General features: G+C 45.6%; 16 protein-coding genes and 1 tRNA gene. 9 read left to right on the top strand and 8 right to left on the bottom strand.

Annotated elements, in window-relative coordinates:
- Positions 1 to 181 precede the first annotated feature (181 nt).
- On the top strand, positions 182 to 415 hold the full coding sequence (locus AC6RV6_RS15265) for a TRADD-N-associated membrane domain-containing protein (protein WP_500241727.1): 234 nt from the start codon (positions 182 to 184) through the stop codon (positions 413 to 415).
- Positions 416 to 454: 39 nt separating this feature from the next.
- On the top strand, positions 455 to 1,021 hold the full coding sequence (locus AC6RV6_RS15260) for a glycine-rich domain-containing protein (protein WP_500241726.1): 567 nt from the start codon (positions 455 to 457) through the stop codon (positions 1,019 to 1,021).
- Between the two features lie 95 nt (positions 1,022 to 1,116).
- On the opposite strand, the gene AC6RV6_RS15255 is transcribed toward AC6RV6_RS15260, so the two are convergent.
- Positions 1,117 to 1,890, bottom strand: a complete 774-nt coding sequence (locus AC6RV6_RS15255; RefSeq protein ID WP_500241725.1) for a hypothetical protein — start codon at positions 1,888 to 1,890, stop codon at positions 1,117 to 1,119.
- A 239-nt stretch (positions 1,891 to 2,129) separates the two neighbouring features.
- Here AC6RV6_RS15255 and AC6RV6_RS15250 point away from each other — a divergent pair, with 239 nt between their 5' ends.
- The 4 genes from AC6RV6_RS15250 to pgsA all read left to right on the top strand — a co-directional run bounded on the left by AC6RV6_RS15250 (position 2,130) and on the right by pgsA (position 4,829).
- Positions 2,130 to 2,624, top strand: coding sequence for a hypothetical protein (locus AC6RV6_RS15250; protein ID WP_500241724.1), 495 nt, complete (start codon positions 2,130 to 2,132; stop codon positions 2,622 to 2,624).
- A 142-nt stretch (positions 2,625 to 2,766) separates the two neighbouring features.
- Positions 2,767 to 3,222, top strand: coding sequence for an NUDIX hydrolase (locus AC6RV6_RS15245; RefSeq protein ID WP_500241756.1), 456 nt, complete (start codon positions 2,767 to 2,769; stop codon positions 3,220 to 3,222).
- 295 nt (positions 3,223 to 3,517) lie between these two features.
- Positions 3,518 to 4,207, top strand: a complete 690-nt coding sequence (locus AC6RV6_RS15240) for a Bax inhibitor-1/YccA family protein (protein ID WP_500241723.1) — start codon at positions 3,518 to 3,520, stop codon at positions 4,205 to 4,207.
- 103 nt (positions 4,208 to 4,310) lie between these two features.
- On the top strand, positions 4,311 to 4,829 hold the full coding sequence (pgsA, locus tag AC6RV6_RS15235; protein WP_500241755.1) for a CDP-diacylglycerol--glycerol-3-phosphate 3-phosphatidyltransferase: 519 nt from the start codon (positions 4,311 to 4,313) through the stop codon (positions 4,827 to 4,829).
- 46 nt (positions 4,830 to 4,875) lie between these two features.
- Here pgsA and AC6RV6_RS15230 read toward each other — a convergent pair.
- Positions 4,876 to 4,946: transfer RNA gene (locus AC6RV6_RS15230), tRNA-Gly, on the bottom strand.
- Between the two features lie 150 nt (positions 4,947 to 5,096).
- Between AC6RV6_RS15230 and glpD the strand changes: the two genes are divergently transcribed.
- Complete coding sequence (gene glpD, locus AC6RV6_RS15225; RefSeq protein WP_500241722.1) at positions 5,097 to 6,770, top strand: glycerol-3-phosphate dehydrogenase; 1,674 nt, start codon at positions 5,097 to 5,099, stop codon at positions 6,768 to 6,770.
- 33 nt (positions 6,771 to 6,803) lie between these two features.
- On the opposite strand, the gene AC6RV6_RS15220 is transcribed toward glpD, so the two are convergent.
- Positions 6,804 to 7,799, bottom strand: a complete 996-nt coding sequence (locus tag AC6RV6_RS15220; RefSeq protein WP_500241721.1) for a nucleoside hydrolase — start codon at positions 7,797 to 7,799, stop codon at positions 6,804 to 6,806.
- A gap of 83 nt (positions 7,800 to 7,882) precedes the next feature.
- Between AC6RV6_RS15220 and AC6RV6_RS15215 the strand changes: the two genes are divergently transcribed.
- Together AC6RV6_RS15215 and AC6RV6_RS15210 are read left to right on the top strand one after the other, a co-directional pair.
- Complete coding sequence (locus AC6RV6_RS15215) at positions 7,883 to 8,035, top strand: hypothetical protein (protein WP_500241720.1); 153 nt, start codon at positions 7,883 to 7,885, stop codon at positions 8,033 to 8,035.
- Between the two features lie 33 nt (positions 8,036 to 8,068).
- A complete protein-coding gene (locus AC6RV6_RS15210) occupies positions 8,069 to 10,165 on the top strand; it encodes an ATP-binding protein (protein WP_500241719.1) in 2,097 nt (698 codons plus the stop codon).
- A 157-nt stretch (positions 10,166 to 10,322) separates the two neighbouring features.
- Here AC6RV6_RS15210 and AC6RV6_RS15205 read toward each other — a convergent pair whose 3' ends face one another.
- The 5 genes from AC6RV6_RS15205 to AC6RV6_RS15185 form a co-directional block, all read right to left on the bottom strand.
- Entirely contained in the window at positions 10,323 to 12,671 is a 2,349-nt protein-coding gene (locus AC6RV6_RS15205) for an eCIS core domain-containing protein (RefSeq protein WP_500241718.1), read from the bottom strand.
- Between the two features lie 164 nt (positions 12,672 to 12,835).
- Positions 12,836 to 14,125, bottom strand: coding sequence for an eCIS core domain-containing protein (locus tag AC6RV6_RS15200; protein WP_500241717.1), 1,290 nt, complete (start codon positions 14,123 to 14,125; stop codon positions 12,836 to 12,838).
- Between the two features lie 223 nt (positions 14,126 to 14,348).
- Positions 14,349 to 16,127: a macro domain-containing protein gene (locus AC6RV6_RS15195; protein WP_500241716.1), complete on the bottom strand. Its 1,779-nt coding sequence runs from the start codon at positions 16,125 to 16,127 to the stop codon at positions 14,349 to 14,351.
- The gene (locus AC6RV6_RS15190) at positions 16,114 to 16,755 is read right to left on the bottom strand and encodes a MerR family transcriptional regulator (protein ID WP_500241715.1); all 642 of its coding nucleotides are present in this window, start codon (positions 16,753 to 16,755) and stop codon (positions 16,114 to 16,116) included. Before AC6RV6_RS15190 ends, AC6RV6_RS15195 begins: the two co-directional genes overlap by 14 nt.
- Positions 16,756 to 17,037: 282 nt before the next feature.
- On the bottom strand, positions 17,038 to 21,627 hold the full coding sequence (locus AC6RV6_RS15185) for an NHL repeat-containing protein (protein ID WP_500241714.1): 4,590 nt from the start codon (positions 21,625 to 21,627) through the stop codon (positions 17,038 to 17,040).
- Positions 21,628 to 21,639 lie beyond the last annotated feature (12 nt).

The following is a 21,639-nucleotide window of genomic DNA, read 5'->3' as shown; positions in this document are numbered from 1 at the left end:
CTTCTGATGATATCCCGATCGCTCTGAATTTCTCGATAGTCAAGAAGAAGTCACCTATCCATCACAAAGTCACCTATAACTCATCAATCGTAAAATTCTCAAATTTAGATCGAGCATAAGTCAGCACTCAAGTCAGCAACACGCAAAAGATAATGAGAACAGAAGTAAAGAGGTAAATCTCATGAACCAATTAGAAAAAGAACAATTGCGACAATTACGGATTCGCTTTTATTTGACCTGTTTTCTCGCGATCGCAAGTACGATTTTCTGTTTCACCGGAATCGGTCTAATGTGGTCCGGTACAATCTCCCAAAAAGCAGCAATTCAAGGAATTGAAAAAGTGCATCTCAATTTCGTCAAAATCCTCGATGTGTTATTGCTCTCAACCCTAAAACAGCACTCTTTTGACAACTAACGACTATTCCATCTGATTAATATTGACGGAGATTCTGTAATGTTACATTCTGATTATCGGTGCATTGCTTCCCTTTTGCATTCTACTCTCAAACGTGCTTCTACACAGTGCCTTGACAATTCTCAACAAGCCGATCGCATCGCCCAAATATCATACCAACTCGATCGCGGTGAAATGCAGCAAAAACTCGAGAAACTCGATCTGAGTGCGGTTGCAACCTCTCTGATGCGATCGGGATGGACGCACCAACGAGCCAACCTCGCGATCGCTCATTATTTATACTTTCTCTTTCTCTCCTACCTGCATCCCTCCCAAATTCTCATTCCTTCCCACGAAGTCGATTTCGTTTGGCACGAACACATCTTGCAAGATACTCGCAAATATGCGTGCGATTGTAAAATGCTTTTTAATGGCTCGATCCATCATGCTCAAAAAAACCAATTGTGGGATAATGCAGTAGAAGAGAACACACAAGTCGCTTATCGACAAACCCGATCGCTTTACAATTTTTATTCACAGGATATTTCTCCCCATGAGTCATTCTTCCGAAAAGCCTTTCAAAAAGAGGAAAAAGGTAGTGCTTGCGGTCATCCAACCTCAGAATAAACTCTAACTCACTGGCGATCGCAAACATCCACAAAAAGTATTTTTATGAGTTGATGGCGATCGCCTAAAATCCCACAGAAGCTCAATTGAAACTCCTAGGAAGCAACGTCAGCACTTTGACAAGGCTCTACTACCTTGGTTTCTATCTTTGCAGACTTCTCATAAATAGAGACGATCCAAGCACTCAACCAATCTTGAATGGTAAATACCTCACGATCGCGATCGACCACATCCGCGATTGCCTCGATCGTCACTTCATTCGTTGGTAAGATTTCCCCGCACCGAATAGCTTCAAATTTTTCTAAAGTGAGTTTAACCTCCGAGGAACCGTAATAGCGGATATCGCGAATTCGAGATTCAATCTGAGAGGTGGTTTGACGCGATCGCTCAATACAGTCTGCGATCGCTTGAGTTAAGTTCTTCAATTTAGGCACTTGAGTTGAAGGAAGTTTTTTAGAAGGAGATTCAGAATTTGAATTGTGAGAATTAGGCTTGTCCAGCAATTCGATCGCTTGGGTGGCTAAACCGGACATCTGTTTTAATACCGACACCGCGATCGGGATCGTGCCTTGGCGATCTGTGTTAAAAGTGAGATTGCTCTCAATTGATGCAGGCAAGTTGGGACGATCCCCCCGATCGAGATAGCACATTAACTGCCAATACTCCCAACCGAGATGATGCGCCAATTTCCGCAATTTTTGCGGATCGGGTTCGGCGCGAAAATCTAACGTTAACCACGCTTTGACGGTCTTTCCCGAACCTAAATCCAAGCGAGCGGCAAACTTAGTATAGCTCTCGCCACCATGCCATTCTGCTTGGAGCAAGCCGCATAACCGTTCTCGATATCCATCTGGCAATTTAGCGTTCATGTTTCATCCTATTGCGATCGCACCTCAAGAATCAGCGCAGAGTCACCTTTTGAGACATTGAGCAAAATTTGCTCCCCTCTTGAAAGTACCCGTTTGAGATTTTAGTACGGACTGTAGGGAAAATGTAGAAATTAGCCAAAATTAACTGAAGATTAATTTTTTAACTCTAGGCAAAGCAGTTCATATGCACTAAAATAGAGATATCGCAATAGACTCTCCTAAACAGAGACTATCAGAAGATGGATGACTTCTTAAAAGGAGCGATCGGAGTTTCTGTCTTAATCGTCGTTGCTGGTATTGTGGGAGCGGCATTAAGTGATTCTCATCGAGCTTTCGATCTCTCGCCTTATATTGATTTTTTTCGCGATCGAAATCGCGAAAAACCCGTAACGCCAAACGCAAACCAAAATTCTCCCAATGCTCAACAATCTCCCTTTAATCTTACCTCTCTCCAATTAAGTGATAATCGCTTGGCAATTTGTCCCCAAGGTTCTGTGGATCCGACGGTTTCAGAAGTGTCGCTAACCAAAGCGCAAACTTTACGACAAGCGATCGCTAATGGGTTGGAATTTACAGACTTAATCGATCTACAAGCAATACTGGGACAGCCTAAATGTAACTTTCTTAAAAATGATACCCGACAATATCGCTATCTCGTTCAAGAAGGTAAAAGTATCGATGCCTTGCAAAAAGGAGATATTCCTGAAGCGATCGTCATTTTTGGCAACTTTTAAATCAAGGAAACTTGAAAATGATTCAAGAACATTCCAACAGATATCATTTCCCTAGTTAATGACGATAATAGAGAGAGCGATCGCGTCTATCTTTAGGTTCGTTGCGATCGTATAATTAATGCGTCTTCGCCTCTTAATTTTCATGCGTCAATATTGGCAATTTGTCTCGACCGTCCTCGGTATTATTTTCCGTCATCCCATCGCCGGAGCAACACTGATCCCCATTTTACCGGACGATCGCATCGTTTTAGTACGTCGCCGCGATACAGGAACATGGGGACTACCGGGAGGAATTATTGATTGGGGAGAAGATTTGCCAACCGCAGCAAGGCGAGAATTGAAAGAAGAAACAGGATTAGATTTAGATAAATTCGGACGCTTGGTGGGAATTTATTCGGCTCCCGATCGCGACCCGAGAATTCATTCTATTAGTATGTTATTAGAAGTTCGCGCAACGGGAAATTTAAAAATTGAGGATACGATTGAAATTTCCGAAGCTCGAGCCTTTACCCGAGAAGAATTACCATTAGGAACTCTCAGTCACGATCACGATCGCCAACTGCAAGATTATCTCGACGGTTTAACAACAATCGCTTAAAAATTCACAAAAAATCAGAAAAAGAATGGTTACTTATTATCTTTATCAGAAGATATAAAGACTGCACTCTTGTTGCAATAGCCAAAATAATAAGGTCTCAAGCCTCCCACTTTAGCGATCGGAACTGATAACTGATAACTGATAACTGATAACTGAAATGACGCGATCGCAAACCTTCTTTATCTCTTTTCGTCAAGAAATTTAATATTTTTGTTGTAAGCGTTCTCTAGGAAATTTCGTTAAAATGGGAATCGCGTGAGATTGACATTTCATTATCGACTCGAAAAACACAATTATGATTACCGTTGCACAGGCACGACCCAACGAACGCGCTCAATTTATTCAAAAAACCTATACCCATCTAGCCGGAGCGATCGGCGCGTTTATCGCCCTCGAATTTATCTTTTTTCAAATCGGTATTGCTCGCTTAATGGCCCAACTTGCTTTTTCCAGCCGATTTAGCTGGCTGTTAATTTTGGGTGGATTTGCTGTACTGGGTTGGATGTCGAGAGGATTAGCCGCTCGAGCCAACGAACCGAATATTCAATATATGGGACTCGGTTTGTATGTGGTCGGTGAAGCCCTCCTCTTTGCACCTCTTTTATATATTGCTGCGGCCTTCTCCGATCCCACTGTTATTCCGACGGCGGGGATACTCACTTTGTTAATGTTTGGCGGTTTAACCGCGATCGCTTTTACCTCGGGTAAAGATTTTACCTTCCTCGGAGGGATCTTAAAACTAGGAGGCTTTGTCGCACTGGGCTTAATTATTTGTAGCGCTATTTTTGGCTTTACATTAGGCTTATTATTCTCAGTGGTGATGGTTGTTTTTGCTTCGGCAGCCATTCTTTACGATACCTCCAAAGTCATGAACCACTATTCAACCCAGCATTACGTTGCAGCTTCTCTCGAACTCTTTGCCTCAGTTGCCTTACTATTCTGGTATATGCTGCGGATTTTGATGGCTCTCTCTTCTCGTCGTTAGAGAGTCTTTACTATCAAGCAAATTTCTCTTTCTATTGCTAGAGGCGTTGTTCGCAACGCCTCTATAATTTTGTCAGCCTACTCTCGCGATCGCCATGCAAAGCATTAATTTACCCACTTGGATCACCCTTTCTCGACTCCTAGGAGTGCCATTTCTCTTCCTTTTTCTGCAAGATCCCAGCGATCGCCATCGTCTCATCGCCCTAGGTATTTTTCTCCTCGCAGCCGGAACCGACTGGTTAGATGGCTATTTAGCTCGCAAACTCAATCAAATCACCGACTTAGGTAAATTTCTCGATCCTCTCGTCGATAAATTATTAGTATTTGCGCCCTTCCTCATCTTCATTCAATGGGGAGTCGTACCCGCTTGGGGAGTCTTTTTAATCTTGGCACGAGAACTCGCGATCGCCGGCTGGCGAATCAATCAAACCACAATTTCCGGAGCCAATATCTGGGGCAAACTCAAAACAGTCGTACAGATTGCTGCCATCTCTTTTTTAATGGCACCATTACCCAACTCTTGGCACTTTTTCACCCTCTGTCTCTTTTGGCTAGCCGTAACATTAACCTTAATTTCTGGTTTCCTCTACATTCTTCCCTCAAAGAAACCAATTGTTCACTGATAACTCTTCACTGATAACTGATAACTGTTCACTGATAACTGTAAAAAGCGGGTGACGGGAATCGAACCCGTGTCTTTTGCTTGGAAGGCAAAGGTTTTACCATTAAACCACACCCGCGAAAAATTGCGCTTTTCTCATAATAACACATTTATTCCGAATTGGGGCAAATTTTTTTTGTATTTTCTTTTGTAGAAGACAAGAATTCCCCGCAACAGTGTGGTTATGATGGAATTGGGAGCATTTCCCATGTAGCGAGCGGAGTCAATCGTGCGGAATTTCCATAATATCCAAAAGCAAACTTACGACTTAATTGTTATCGGAGGGGGCATTAACGGTGCAGGAGTGGCGCGAGATGCCGCTTTGCGAGGCTTAAAAACTATCTTAATCGAAAAAGGCGATTTTGCCAGTGGGACCTCAAGTTGGTCGAGTCGCTTAATTCATGGTGGCTTGCGCTATCTGGAATCTTTTGAAGTCCCCTTAGTGAGGGAATCTTTGCGGGAGCGAGAAATTTTATTAAAAACTGCGCCTCATCTCGTTAAACCCTTATTATTAACCATTCCTATTTATACTCAGCGATCGCGCCCCTATTGGAAAATCTGGGCGGGAATGTTCCTCTACGACCTTCTCAGTTACGATAAAACCGTCCCTCCTCATCGAATGTTTCCTCGAGCAGAATTCAAACAGGTTTTTCGCTCTCTCGATCCCGAAGGGCTATCGGGAGGTGCTCAATATTATGATGGACAGGTGACTCGGGCGGAAAGATTGTGTTGGGAAAATATTCTCTCCGCCAAAGAAGCCGGGGCCACGGTTTTAAACTATGTTGAAGTCACAGAATTGGTCGGAGAAAGCAATCGCATTGCCCAACTCCATTGCAAGGATACTCTAGACGGCAAAGAATTTACTGTTTTTGGGGGCGAGAATACAATAATTATTAACACGGCGGGGCCTTGGGTCGATCGCGTTTGCCAACGCGGAATCAAGGTTGCGATCGCGAAAAAACGCAAGATCGGCGGCACAAAAGGCAGCCATATCATTGTCGATCGCTTCCCCGGCGCTCCCAATACCAGTTTATATGTAGAAGCGAAAAGCGACGGTCGCCCTTTCTTTATTATTCCTTGGTTGGATAAAGTATTAATCGGCACCACCGATCTTCCCTTTAACGGCGATTTAGATCGGGTAAAAGCCGACAATGCAGAGATCGATTATTTGTTAACCGAAACCAACAATATTATTACCACCGCTAATTTAACCCGCAAAGATATCATCTTTACCTACTGTGGCGTGCGTCCTCTCCCTTACCAAGAAGGGAAAAAACCGGGAGAATTGACGCGCAAACATATCCTTTACGATCACCAAAAAGAAGGCGTTAAAAATATGATTTCTCTCATTGGTGGCAAGCTCACCACCTATCGCCATGTCGGAGAAGAAATGGTGAATGCAGCCTTGAAAAAAATGGGGCGCAACGCACTGACTTGTCCCACCTTAAATGCTCCGCTTCCCGGTTGCATCCTTGCTACCGATCCTCGCCTGCAACAAACCTTGCAAGAATACGGCGATCGCATCTCTGCAAACACGATTTACCATCTTTTCAGTCTTTACGGCTCAAAAGCACGAGCCGTTTTAGCCCTAACCCGAGAAAATCCCGAATTGAGCGATCGCATTTCTCCTAATCTCCCAGATATCAAAGCACAAATCATCTATGCAGTCGCGTCGGAAATGGCCGAAACAGCCGTCGATATTTTGCGCCGTCGCACCACGATCGCCATGCAGGAAAATTATGGTTTAGATGCGTTGCCCGTCACAATCGAGGTTCTTTCGCGCTATTGTGGTTGGAGTCGAGAACGATGCGATCGCGCTGTTAGCGATTACCATACTTATATGCAGGAAAACTGCATTCCCAATTATATTCTCGAAAGCGAGAAAGAACCCGCAATGATATGAAGATATATTCTCTATCCCAATTACGAATTGATATTAATCGATAGTAATCCCAACTAAGGTTTTTAAATCTTCTAAAAGACAGGTAAAGAAACCCGGTACGTCAACATCAACCGCCACCCAAGCATTGGCCGTATCTTTAGGGGAGTGACGCAGATCCATCAAGGTTTGACCCGTCGTAAATTCTCCTTTGGTTTCAATGCTGACGCGAGCGCGGCTAAACTGTAAAGTTTCCGGATAAAACAAATAAGCTAACGTGAGAGCATCATGAACCAAGAAACCATATTCACCTTTTGTTTCTCGATATTGTAGCGAACTTTGGGTTAAAAATTCCGCCAATTCTTTCATAAATTGGGTCAATTGTCCTTGAGGATTGACCTGTACGATCTGTTCCATGATATTGCGCGTAAACACTAATTGCCGCGTCACATCAAGGGGAAAAATCACCAAATCATTGCGCGAATCAAAAACTCGTTCCGCAGCTTGGGGATTGAATGCCATATTAAACTCGGCATAAGGGGTAACATTGCCTTGCATTTGAAAAGCGCCTCCCATAATGATGATTTCTCGCGCTAAAGTGAGGATCCCCGGTCTTTTCGCTTCGGCTGCCGCCAGATTGTTGAGAGGCGCGATCGCAACAACTGTAATCGCGCCGGGTTCTGCTTCGAGCTTTTCAATCAGCAGATCGTCAGAGGAAGGTGCATCGGCAAAACTCCGCCCGACTTCCGGTAAAGTGCGAGAGAGATTGCCCATTCCATCGGGACCGTGAATGTGGGAAGCGTCGTCAAATTGTTTGAAAGGAACATCAACACCCCGACCGACGGGGACATTTTCTAAGTCTCCGAGTTCGAGAATCTGACAAGCCGCATTAAAGGTATGCTCAGCAGGAACATTCCCTTCAGCAGTCGTCACGGCCACCAATTCGGCAAATCCTTGTTTAACTAAACTTTGAATCCAAAATAAGGCAAAGATATCATCACCGCCTGGGTCGGTGTCGAGAATGAGCTTGACAGGGATTCGATCTGGAGTCATAAGAAGCGCTGCGGGAAATCAATAGGGATCATTCTTAATTTACCCTCTACCCAGTAGAATATCCGCCAATTTAACAAAAATCAGTGCGATCGGTTGCAGTGGCCATTGGGTCAAAGATTAGTATCGGGTTTCCTTTGAGAACTTTGCGAAGAAAGACTTGTCGCGATCGCCTTAAGTGGATGACTTGGATCGAATTGAACGATCGCATGATTAAAATTGAGATAGAATTACGATGACGTAATCTCTTGAAGATAGCGGAGTAACTATCAATGACCATTGAGGGTGTCAGCAATCGAGAAGAGAGGAAAAATCTCAAATTGAAGCCAAACACCACAGAATACCAAGGCAGGATAAAGCAATCTCATCCAGATTGGCAAGCCACTAATATTACATATTTGTTACAGGCGATCGCGATCGCGCGCGCGTTCCTCGATCGCCATATTGCCCAATCTCGAGGTGAAGAGAATTCGGTCATAGAGATTAACTCCCAACGATTAGACGAGATCGCCAGTACAATGCCAGCTTCTCCAGCCCTCGAGGGAATTTGTCAGATATTTGAACTTTCGCCCTTCGAGCGGGAGATTTTGCTCTGCTGCGTGGGACAAGCCATCGATCCAGAGTTTCCCAATCTCTTTGCGATCGCTCATAATAAAGCCGAGTTGAACTATCCAACTTTTCAATTGACCTATCAGTGTTTTCCTACTCCTCATTGGAATGCGTTAACCCAGAGTCGCCCTTTGCGCCAATGGCAACTCGTTCATTGTGCCAACAGTCCAGAATTACCCCGTGCTTGCCTGCAAATTGACGAGGCCATTCTGCACTATCTCATGGGAGAGCCTTATCGAGATCCGCTCCTGTCGAAAACGCTCGCTCGCTACCCAGATTCTTCCCCTCGAGAGCCTTTGCAAGTATCTCACCAAAAAATTGTCGAACAAGTCGTCGCGATCTTGCATTCATCCCAAGGGAAAAGATCGATCGCCCAGTTGTGCGGAACTCTCAGAGAATCTCAACGGGCGATCGCCTATCGAGTCAGCCAATCTTTTCAACTTCCTCTCTATCGCCTCTCGAGCAATGCTATTCCCAAAAAGCGCGACGAACTCCAGAATTTAGTCATGCGCTGGCAGAGATGGTTTACTCTTGCTCCCAGTTTATTATTGGTCGAGGTCAATCAATCGGTTTCTGTGGGAGAAAGCGAGGAAGCCTCTCTGCTCAACGCATTTTTAGAGTCGGCACAGGTTCCAGTGATGATCGCAACCGACCAAAGATTGCAACTATCCCATCCGTCCGTTGTCACCTTTGATGTGGTGGGACTTGAATATGCAGAACAACTCGAACTTTGGCAAGCTGCGTGGCAAGATTATCAAGGCGATCGCGACAATTATCTCGAACGTTTGGCAGCACAATTTCGCTTATCGGCAACCATGATTAAAACCGCCAGTGCGGCAGTGCGATCGCATTCTCCAACCTCACCGGAAGAATGGAGCGATACGGCTAAAGCCACGCTGCACGAACGTCTCTGGGATTTTTGTCGCTTGCAAGCGCGACCGCAATTGGAGGGCTTAGCTCAACGCATTGATGTCCGTGCCACTTGGAACGATCTCGTGTTGCCAGAACGAGAAACGGGGATTTTGCAACAAATTCTCGCTCAAATACACCAACAAGCCAAAGTTTACCAAAATTGGGGGTTTGCCGATAAAAATCAACGAGGTTTGGGTCTAACTGTACTCTTTGCTGGGGCAAGCGGGACGGGGAAAACCACCGCCGCCGAAGTTTTGGCCCATGAACTTCGGTTAGATTTGTTTCGTATCGATCTCAGTGCGGTGATGAGCAAATATATTGGCGAAACTGAGAAGAATTTGCGCCGGATTTTTGATGCAGCAGAAATTGGGGGCGGAATTTTGCTCTTTGATGAAGCCGATGCTCTCTTTGGCAAGCGCACGCAAGTGAAAGACTCTCACGATCGCCACGCCAATATCGAGGTGAGCTATCTCCTGCAACGGATGGAGGCTTATCAAGGGTTGGCAATTCTCACCACCAATTTAAAAGACGATTTGGATCGCGCCTTCCTGCGTCGCTTGCGTTTTGTGGTTACTTTCCCCTATCCTAAAGCCCTACAGCGCGCTCAAATTTGGCAACGCGCTTTTCCGAAGCAAGCACCAACGGAAGGGCTAAATTTCGCTCTGTTGGGTCAACTGGATGTTACGGGGGGTAATATCAAATCCATTGCCCTCAATGCTGCCTTTTTAGCCGCCAATGCTGACGAATCCGTGATGATGAAACATATCCTTGCAGCAACTAAAACCGAGTATTTAAAATTGGGGCGATCGCTCACCAGTACTGAAACTTGTGGGTGGAATGTCTCTTAGTTAACGTTAGGAATAGCGATTTCTTTAATCTCTAATCTCTAATCCCTAGCACGTAGCGCTATATTTGTCGATCTCAATGCGAACGCAAAACGATCGCAGCAGAAAAAGCTGGGTTTCGCATTTCTATCCAGCCGACCAGAGGTATATCGTGTTATATTTACCAATCTATACGAGTTAAATTAGTCATGTAGTAAACCCATTGTCTTGCCGTATCAAAGTCTAAATTCAACTTATCTCTCATCAACTCTGCAAGAATCTCCTCTGCATCCCATTTCTTCAAGTCGCTTAAATCAATTGATTTGATTCCATTCTTAAGCTCTTTTTTGACCTCATTTAACGCCAACGTTCGATCCTCAATGAGTGCCAAAACCATCTGCTTATTGCTATCATTGGGGATCAAGTTATGAGGTATGGTAGCTGCTTGAACTATCTTTTGTTCTAGAGCTAATTCTAATCTGAGTTTCCCGGATAGTATGCGCTGGGCTGCCAAGTAAGCATCATCGGTATGATTCCAGACTTCCGCAATTAATCCCTTAACACCTCCAAATTTTTTCTTCCGAATTTGTGCTGTTTCACTCTCTAACTCCCCACTCGCCTTTACTTTACGTTTCCCGGCTGAGAGTTCGGCATCGTAGATATGCCGAGTGTTATGTTGGCCCATAAATTCTAAATATCCATGCACGTAGGTCTCTGCATTATTGACTCGTTGCCTCGGACCTAGTTTTGCACATCCCGCCAAGTCATAGGCATGATCCTGGGTATTGCCTGCAGCATGGGTAAATTCATGTAACAACGTTCCTTTACCTGAAAGGTTACCACCAGCTAGCTTCTGCGCGGGTCCCTGACCGAGTTGAACGGTAGGAGAGCCAAAACTGGTCATTCCACCAACCCCTACCCATTGATTGTGATCTTTATTTCCAGCTAAGGTTATCGGAGAAGTTTGGTGAGTAATATGTTCGGAAATACTAGCCATAGCCTTTTGATAGGTAGCAACAATACCTCCTACGCTGTCAACACCAAATACGGCTTCCAAAATATCCGCTCGGCCTACTAATTGACCGATTTCGCGAACGAGTCCGGGCAACTGGGTCAAGATCGCTTTAGTCGTATCTACACTTGGTGCTGTCTCTTCTGCTGACTCTTCTGTAAACTGTTTTTCAGATCCCATGTAGGCTTTATAGCATTCGTAGGCTTGAAAGAGAGTGTCAACACCACCAGTGCGGATCGCATAAATCAGTAAGTCTGGAGTCAAATCGTAGTCTTCTTCTACATCTTCTGATTCTTGTATGCCTCTCCACATCACGCCTAGTTCTTCCTCGCTTATATACCTAACGCCATGTAATAATATTTCTCTCACTACTTCTGGATTCTCTTGCACTTGCAAATAGGTAAGTTCGGGTACGCGAGCTTGAATGACCGAGCGCTGAATTGTTTTAGACTGCAAGGATTGAGAGGATTCCGAAGTACTATAAGCAATTGCTTTTTCACCCATTACATCGGCTTCGCGTTCCAATGATTGACTATCGTTCAGTGCAAGTCCCTTGAGTTGGGCATTCGCCGAAACACGACCTTGTTTTTGCTGTACAACGTGCCACGCTTCGTGAGCCAGATGCTCTTCTTGTTTGGGGCCAACATGAATCTCCGTGCCTGATGTATAGGCTAAAGCCCCAATCTCGAAGGGTTTTGGAGAGTTGTAATGCACGTTTACATCATCCATAGATATTCCCGACAGACCTTCTACTCCTGCTTTGAGACTATGAGGCAGTCCTGTTTTGTTCGGGGAATGCCCTTCAGACTCGACCATTTCTGAAGTTCTCTGAATTCCTGCTTCTCCTTGCTGAACCACATGGGTCAACTCGTGGGCAATCAATTCTTGTCCGCCTTGGCTTCCGGGTTGATACGCTCCTTGTCGAAAGAATACATCCCGTCCGGTTGTAAATGCCTTCGCTTGAATGGATTGATTTAAGCGATCGGCGCGATCGTCTGTATGAACCTTGACGTTACTAAAATCTGCTCCCATCGCCTGTCCCATTGATTGTTGCAGATTTTTATCTAAAGTTTGTCCACTTCCTTTGGCACGATTGATGGACAATTCTAGTTCTGAGGATGCCTCGCTCCCATCCACCGCTTCTTGTCGTTGCAGCATGGGTTTAGTCTGTAATTTATTATCCTGTTCTACCGTTTCCCTTTGTACCGTTTCTTCCTGTTGCGGAGCATCAGACACTGGAGCATTAATACGCCGAACGACATTACGAGCCACGCGATCGGCTTCTTGCTCGTAACGATCGTTCGGTTGCCCGATCGTCAATTTTGCCTGTATTGCTGCTGTCTCTTGGAGTCGTGCCAACGGATTGACCCCACTTCCTCCCGGTTTCCATTCAGGGAGTTGCGCCTTGGGTTTCGTTGCTGCTTTGGGTTGAATGACGGGGGGTGCGGTAAAACGAGGTTGTTCTTTTCCCGATGATGATTTCTGGGAAGAAATCCGAGTTTGGTGTTGGCGACTCATGAGCGAGCAAGGGTTACAACTGATGTCTTTATTTTCCTTTATAAGTCCAAATTGAGAAAGATGACCTAGACAAAAGTATAGAATTGTTGCGTCTTCCAACAGCAAGAATTCAGCTAGAAGAGGTGCGATCGCATGACTTTCCTCTCAAAATCGTCCGCCTCGGTTTATGCGGTGTAGTAATATTTGATGTTGAGATCGTTGGGTTTAAACCAGTGGCCGACCTCTTCAATCGTCACCGAAATCGAGCCTACATGGCCGTCCGTTTCATAACTCGCGAGCATTTGTCGCCAATCATTATCAAACGTAGTTGCCTGCTCGAATTCTTCAATTGATTCGGTGTGTGCTGCCGATCCCGTACCGGGAATGAGATATTTGCGAGTATATTGTATCGTTCCTTTGCTCTGAGCAGAAGTCGTAACTTCATTCAGCAAATTGTTATAGGTATCCGTAATGTTGGTTTCTCGCCCACTCGTATTAATGCCGGAGTAATGGTGCATTCCCACGACCCAGCCTTCTCCTTGAACCTTGCAAGCCACGATCAAAGCACAACAAGGACCTAAGCCCAAAGTTCCCAGTCCTTTGTCTCCTCCGCTTTTGACTCCTGTTTGGCGCATATTGACATCCTCAAACTTTCGATCGTATTTTGCGATATTCTTACCGTTGTACGGCCATTTTTTTTCGAGATCCAAGCTTGGATCTCGTTGGATAATGTTGGGAGCAACAGATTGAATTGTAAAGGTGGGAGTCGCGATCGCATCGCGTTGAATTTGCCGTTGAACCCCTCCTCCTTGCTGCACCACATGGGTCAACTCGTGGGCAATGAGTTCTTGTCCGCTTTTGCTGCCCGGGTTATAATTTCCTTGCCGAAAGAATACATCCTGTCCGGTGGTGAATGCCCTCGCTTGAATGGATTGATTGAGGCGATCGCTTTGGCTATCAGTATGAACTTTCACGCCGCTAAAATCTGCTCCCATCGCTTGTCCCATAGACTGTTGCAACCCAGAATCTAAGGGTTGTCCGCCTCCTTTGGCATGATTAATGGACGATTCTAATTCTGAGGAGGCTTCCCCTCCCCCGAGGTTCTCCTGTCGTTGCAGTTGAGGTTTCATCTGCAATTCTTCTTCTGTTTCTCGTTGTACTGCTCCTTCTGACTGGGAACGATCGCCTGTGGGAGAATTAATATGTCGCACCACATCATGGGCAACGCGATCGGCTTCTTGCTCGTATCGGTCATTCGGTTGCCCGATGGTCAATTTTGCTTGTACTGCGGCAGCATCTCCGAGTCGCTCCAACGCACTTGATACGCCGCTTCCTCCCGGTTTCCACTCTGGAAGTTGTGCCTCTAGTTTCTTCACCGTTTTGGGTTGAATAACAGGGGGTGCGCTAAACTGAGGCTGTTTGTTTTCCGAAGAAGATTGTGGGGAAAAAGTTCGAGGCTGATAATGACGACTCATGAGTGGGCAAAAGTTAAGATGGAGATATCTAATTATGATCTACTGTGAAAATATCTGCCTAAATAATGACCTAGACGAAGGTAGAGAATTATCGAGATCGCCTCGGAATATTGCGATCGCAATCCTTCAATTTTAACAATTGAACCAACAGAATTGCGATCGCTTGAGGTCAAGGTAAGGTTAACAAGGATGTTGCAGAGATAGCGATCGCTCTTGCCTTCCTTTATCTTTGCGCGATCGCTCGATAGCAATCGTACACTTCGGGTCGATCGCAAACAAAAAATACCTTCTCAAACAAATCTAAGCGAGGGCAAACATACCCGAGGGCGACCCGAGCGGCCATACTGATAGGAAAACAGCGCATTCCCGTACCAATGGCTGGAAAAGCAATTGTTTTGATTTGAGGGGCGCAATCGCTAACCACTTGCAAAATATTCAAATAACATTGCACCAACAACTCGCGATCGTTCTCACTGCCTTTCCAAGTGGGGGCAACGGTATGGATAATCCAGCGAGCGGGAAGGTTGCCCCCCGAGGTTATTTTGGCTTCAGTTAAAGCAAGGGGGACAATGCGATCGCATTCTTGACGTAATTGCTGTCCGGCAGCCTGATGAACGGCTGCATCCATGCCAATTCCCCCCAAACAATCGGTATTGGTAGAATTAACAATCGCATCGACTTGCTGCTCGGTAATATCACCCTTAACAATTTCCAAATATTTCCCATGCCCTTGTAAATAACGATTCAAGTAATATTCTTCCATTGCTTCTGGATCGGAAGATGTGCGGTGTCGATAGTGAGATTCATAACGAGCGCGTTTGCGACCCTGACGAATTCGCCGAGCTTTAATATCTGCCTGCAAATCGGAAAGAGATTGCTTTTCGGGTTCGAGGAATGGGGATTGAGAGGTGCGTTCTATTTCCGCTTTCATGCTGTCGAGAACCGCCTCAGCTTGCTCGTAATCCCCCGTATCGAGATATTTAACGGCTTCTTCTTTGGACAACGCAGACATCATAATCATAACCTGTTGGCGCACGCGATCGCTAAAGGGATAGGCCTCGAGCTGCTCGTCGGTGACAACGGGTAATTCTAAGGAAGTGCGTATTTTTTGTCGTTCTTTTCCTTCTACTCCTTCCCAAGTCAATCGGAAGGAACACAAAGGAGTCGATTGAGCCAGAGGCGGAATTTTTAACCGCAAAACAATGGTAAACGGACTCCCATTCATCAAATTTGGCAATTTATATTCTCCCTGATGGGTAATTTCAAAACGATTAAAAACATCAACAAGTTCGACATCACCTTGAGGTTCGATTCTTAAAGTTACTTTTCTCCCAAATGTTGCCAAAATACCTTGCATTTCATTTTGGATAATAGCGGGCAATTCTTCTGGCGATTCAATATAATAATAGTTGCCATCTCCACGACGAGACATGAGTTCCAATAGATCTTCATTGTAATGTTCTCCCATGCCCATTGTTGTCGTACTGACACTGCGTTGCGCCAATCCTTTTACATCCGTCCCAATGATATCGGGATTGGTTTCGCCGCGATTGGCTAAGCCATCGGAAAGTAAAATGATTCGATTCAAGCGTTCGGTATCGAGATGCTGACTCACTTGAATTCCACCTTCTAGCCAACCGTCATGGAGGGAGGTTGCACCTCGAGAATGGATGCGATCGATCGCACTCAACATACTGGCTTTATCAATCGCTAGGGTATTGGGAATGATGGTTTCGATGCGCTCGTCGTAAATCGTGACGCTGATGCGATCGCTGGGTAGTAATTGCTCGATCGCGAAACGGGCGGCTTGACGAGCATAATCAATTTTGAGTCCTCGCATCGATCCCGAGCGATCGATGACTAAACCAAGATTTAAAGGGGGACGATTGTTAATCGTATCAGCTTCGGGAGGCACGATTCTTACTAATAGATCGAGAGTCGTGGTCGATTCCGTGCTGGTCGCATCTCGTAAGGAAATCAATTCAATTTTAGGTGTTTTCATGTTTTTGTCCTCCCAAATTAAATAATTTTTGGGCAATATGTTGTAATAAATTTTGTTGTTCTTGTGGACTTTTAGGATGATTAAAGTCTTCACGAATATGAAGTTCTAAACCCGGCACGATTTCAATGCGCGTCCAGTGAGTTTCGGGCTGAGACACGGGAATTTCTTGTTTGTGCGGGCGTTGGGGAGAGAGAGATGGAGAATCTACGGGTGCTGCACCTCGACGCTGTTTGATCTCTTGTAAGAATCCTAAAGCAGGATTCGCAGGAGTTACGGTCAGTTGTACGCCACCTTGGAGGAGGGCTTCTAAATGTGCGTTATCTGTGGCGATCGCTAAATCGCCAATGGCATTTGTTCCATATCCTTCGGCGAGTAGTCGTCGCACGACTAATAGTTGCAATAGATGACGATAGCCATATACTGCATAACGACCGCCTTTTTTTTGGGGTTCGTCAAGCATGCCCGCACTGGTGTAATGGCGCACTAAACGAGGCGTTACGCCTTCTTTTACCCTCCCATGACTTTTTTGAGAGGGAAGAAATTGAGGGAGAAGGCTATTGGCCATCTCCACCAATTCGTCAAGTGACCATTTCGGGGTGTTGCTTGCGATATGTTGCAAGTTTGCCATATTTATACTTTACAACTTACAACTAAAATTGTCAATACCAATTTTAGTTGTAAGTGAAAATTGGGTGTCGCGTTACATTTTAGGCACTTGAGGGTTACGATGGCTGATCCCTCTCTCTGTGTTTCTCTGTGACTCTGTGGTTCATTTTCTTCATGTCCTAATGTATTTGCGTAATGCTATAGGCGATCGCAGAGCTACCCTGAATAATAATGGGGAATAGAATTAAACTATCCCCCATTATCTCAACTCGAGATTAAATGATGATGATGCGATCGCGATCGCTTAAACAATCGTAAAAGACCGTGCGAAGGTATTACTATAATCTCCAGCTTGGTCGTAAGCCTTGCCGCGCAGAGTATAGCGTCCCGTACTCAAACCCAACGAACTCAAGTTTAAGCTATGACGGAAACTGCTCCACCGTCGCGACCAATCCCAAGTAGCAGGAGTTAATGCCAAAGCATCGCTAACATCAATAACCGTACCGTTTTCCGTCACTAACTTGAACTCAACCCCCGAGAGGTCGTTATTCCCATCATTGTCGTACACCCAACCATTAGTAATTTGCAAAGTATCATTCACCGAGAAAGTACTGCCACTCAAACCAAACTGTAATCCAGCCGGAGCGGTATTATTTGTTTGCAGGGCTTGAATGGTAAAACTGCGCGATAGGGTTTGACTTTCTCCCCCAGATTGGTCTACAGCCATCCCGATAAGAGCATAGTTACCCTCGCTGAGGTTATACTGACTCAAATCGAAACTACCGGAAAAAGCCGCCCAGTTTTGATTCCAAGTGACGTGAGTAAAATTGTTCGTGCTACCCAAATTAATATCGCTGCCATCGCCAGCGATAATTTTAAAGGTAATGTTTTCCAGATCGCTAGCACCGTCACCATCTTGTACCCAACCATTACCAATTGTGAGAGTATCTGTAGGATTATAAGTGCTTTGGTTGAGAGTAAAGCGCAGATCCGTAGGGTTGAGGTTGGGTTGAGGGGTTTCGAGGTAGAAACCGCGCTCGAATTGCTGACTGGCTGTTCCTTCCCAATCGTAAGCAATGCCAACCAGTTTGTGAGAACCCCCTTGCAAGTTTAAGCTATCTAGGTTCACGCCATGTTGGAAACTTGCCCATTCTTGATTCCAACTGGCGACGCTGAAATTGGCGATATCATCACTAATTTCAATGGTGTCACCTTGTTCGGTAATGATGCGAAGATCGATATATTCGAGGGTATTTGCGCCATTCTCGTCCCGTACCCAACCATTGCCGAGATTGATGGTGTCTGTGGGTTTGTAAGTGCTGCGATCCAAGCTAAAGGTTAAGCTAGATGGGGCAGCATTAGGAGGAGGTGCGGTAACGGTAAACGATCGCTCGAAAAGATTGCTGGCAGTATTGGCGATGTCGTAAGCGATCGCCGCGATCGTATAGATCCCGTCGCCTAAATTCAAGGCATCGAGGTCAATATCTCCCGCAAAACTCACCCAAAGGGGATCCCAAGATGCCGCCGTCAGGTCGCCGATAATGTCACTCTTGACGATCGTGCCATCATCCTTGCGAAGGTCGTAGCGAATGTTAAAGATATCTTGCGCCCCATCGGGATCTTGCACCCAACCATCTTTAACGTGCAAGGTATCTGTAGGTTTATAGTCAATTTTATCGAGACTGAAACGCAAGGATGCGGGACTGGAGTTAAAGGGGAAAATCTCGATATTCTTGCTGACAACATCGCTTGTTGCCCCATCGAGATCGTAAGCTATTGCATTGAGGGTATAAGCACCCGAGGCGAGATTATAATTGCCCAAGTTAAGGGTATGGGTAAAACGAACTTCGTCGTATCGGTCTGCATCCGGGCTAAACTCAACAACATCGGCAAGATCGACGATCATTCCATCTACATCGATTAACTCGAAGTCAATCCGGTCTAGATCTTCGCGACCATCGCGATCGCGAATGAATCCTTCAGTAATTTCAAGGATATCTGTCGCTAGATAGCTATTCTTGTCGAGATTGAAAGTCATTCCCATCGGCGCGCGATTCTCCGTAAACTCGAATTGATAAGAAATGGAGTTACGGGTAGAATATCCCAAAGCATCAAAAGCCAGTGCTGCTAGGGTATAGTGCTGCCCTACTTCTAAATCGTATTGGCTCAAGTCAAAACGATATTCAAAAGTTGCATCGGAAGTTCCTTGGAGAGCAAATTCCGTTACATCGGGGACATCGATCGTCCAGTCATTGCTCGACAAGCGGAAATCAATGCGATCGACCCCTTCGATACTGTCTTGATAGAATAAATGACCGTCATTAATGGTAATAATTTGGGTATTTTTATGTTCACGATCGCTCCCCGGGATATCTAAGAAAAAGTCAGAAGATTGCCGCGATCGCACGGAGAAAGTTTGCGTTTGGGGATGGTCTGCAGTCCGTCCGGCGATATCATAAGCTCGAGCAAAAAGTTCGTAGTTTCCGTAGCCGAGACCCAGAGTGCCTAAGTTAATATTAAAATTGAATGTTCCATCGGAGAAGCCTTGTTCCGTCCACTGCGTTACTTTCCCGAGGGCAATTTCTGCGTTGTTGCGATAGTCCTTGACAAAGAATTGCACAGACTCGATTTTATTGATGCCATCGGGATGGTGAATATGGATGTTTTTGAGTTCGATCGTTTCATCTGTCCTATAATCATAGCGATCGAGGCTGAAGTTCGGACCGTAAGATAAATTTCTGAAAATATAGATGTTCAAATGATTCGTAACGATATTACTCTTCTTGCCAGATCCGTCATAAGCAACGGCTTTGAGGAAATACTGTCCCGATAGTTGCAAATCCGTCGGCAATTGAACGCGATAATCAAAACGAGCGCGCGGATCTTGAAAATTTTCCGATTCCGCGTATATTTGCGTTGCATCGGGAAGTTGAATGGTATTGCCACTGGGATCGATTAACTCAAAGGCAATATGCGTTAAATTCGAGGCGCCGTCGTTATCGAAAACTCGTCCGTATTCCAGTTCGAGAAGTTGTCCGGGGGCAAAGGTTTGCCACTCATCTTTGATGCGGAGATCTAACTCTTCCGGTGCTTGATTGGTGAGAGGAGAGACGATCGAAAACATTTGCTCGAAGGTTGCACCATCCGTATGTCCGGCGCGATCGATAACCCTTCCCGTGAGAGTATAATTCCCCTGTTCCAAACCGTAACGATTGAGGTTAACCCTGTAATTGAAAGAGCCTTGTTTGTTCTGTCGGTCATTCGATATGATACCGGCCGTCACATCGGGAAGATCGATTTCCGTGCCATCAGATTTAATCAGACGAAAATCAATATGGGAAATATCGTAAATTGTATCGGAATCCCATACAGAAACGAAGGCATTTAAAGGCTCGTGCTGCTGGTAATCGGTGCGATACAAATTAAAATCCAAGTGGTTTGGGGCTTGGTTGTATTGGCGATAGGTTGCCATCCACATATCTTCGCTTTGAGAACCGCCAATGGGATCGGGTCCGTAATGTTCGTGGTTGCCGAGTTGTCCGTCAGTGTAACCCGCAAGGAAGTAGGTATCGCCATCGCGATTTATGTCAACCCCCGTGACAATATCATCTCCTGCCGTTCCTAATTGTTGGAGTTGGAGTTGCACATTAAAATCGATTTCGTACATTGCCAACCACGCATCTTTCCCACCCACCGAACGACCGGCCATCGAATCGGTCGTATAGCCTCCTAAAAGGATGCGATTGCCAACTATACTAACACTATTGGCAATATCATCCCCTGCCGTACCGATTTGATCGATCCAAACAGGCTTGGTTTGCTGATAAGGATCGCGGAAACTATCATCGTAATAATAAGCAAGCCACGCATCAATTCCCCCTGCATTCATTCCCCCGACGTTTCCTGTCGTGCTGCCAACAATCGCGATCGCGTTGGGATAATCGGGATCGATCGCAATATCATAGGCTTTCGTGTCGCCGCCAACAATATAGTCGTATCCTTGAGACGTATTCTGAAAACCTCGGCGCAGTCCCGTCCTATCAAATTTGAGAACCCAAGCGCTAGACGAACCATTATGCCGGTCGTCCCCCTGCCAAGCACTGGTGCTATAGCCGGTCGCGAAGGCTTCTCCATTAGAGTTTACAGCAATGCCAGTAGCTACATCATCGCCTAATGTGCCGATTTTATTCTTCCATTGCAATTCTCCGTCCGGATTGAATTTTGCGATCCACGCATCTTTTCCACCTTGGTTTTGGCCGACAAGATCCCCCGTGGTGTACCCGGCAAGATAAATGTGTCCCTCTCGGTCGATCGCGATCGCTTCGGCAACATCATCTCCCGCAGATCCCCATTTACGCGGAAAAGAATTCACCAATTCCCCATTGGGACTGAAACGCCCAAACCAAACATCTTTACCGCCAAAACCGACTCCGCCAAAATCTCCATCGGTGTATCCCGCAACGAAGAAATCGGAATAGTAGGGATTGAGAGCAACGGCATTAGCAACGTCATCTCCCCTGCCATTACTGCCATAGTAGCGCTTCCAAACAATATTGCTCCCGAGATCGTCGTAGTAGGCAATCGAGATATCGCGATCGAGATGGGTCGAATTGTTCAATTTCCCAATTGTATAACCGACGCTATAAGCGCCAAAATCAGATGAATCGTTGGTGGCAATATCGAGGAAGCGATCGTTATTTTCTGTTCCCAAGCGATGCACTCTCGCACGGCCGAGTGTATTGTCGTCCGGTGGTGGTGGCATGGGATTGTTACTCGCAGCCGAAAGGGCATTCGAGAAAGGGAGATCGAATTCTGAAGCAGGGTTTACAAATGCCACAGAATCAAGAAGGCTCGAATCTGTTCCTAGGTTATTGGAGTTGGATGGATCGGGCATGATTGAATTGGG

It is taken from the genome of Spirulina sp. LEGE 11439 (assembly GCF_059821285.1).
Note: the sequence above shows the minus strand (reverse complement) of the source record. Positions and strands in the feature narration are given on the sequence as shown.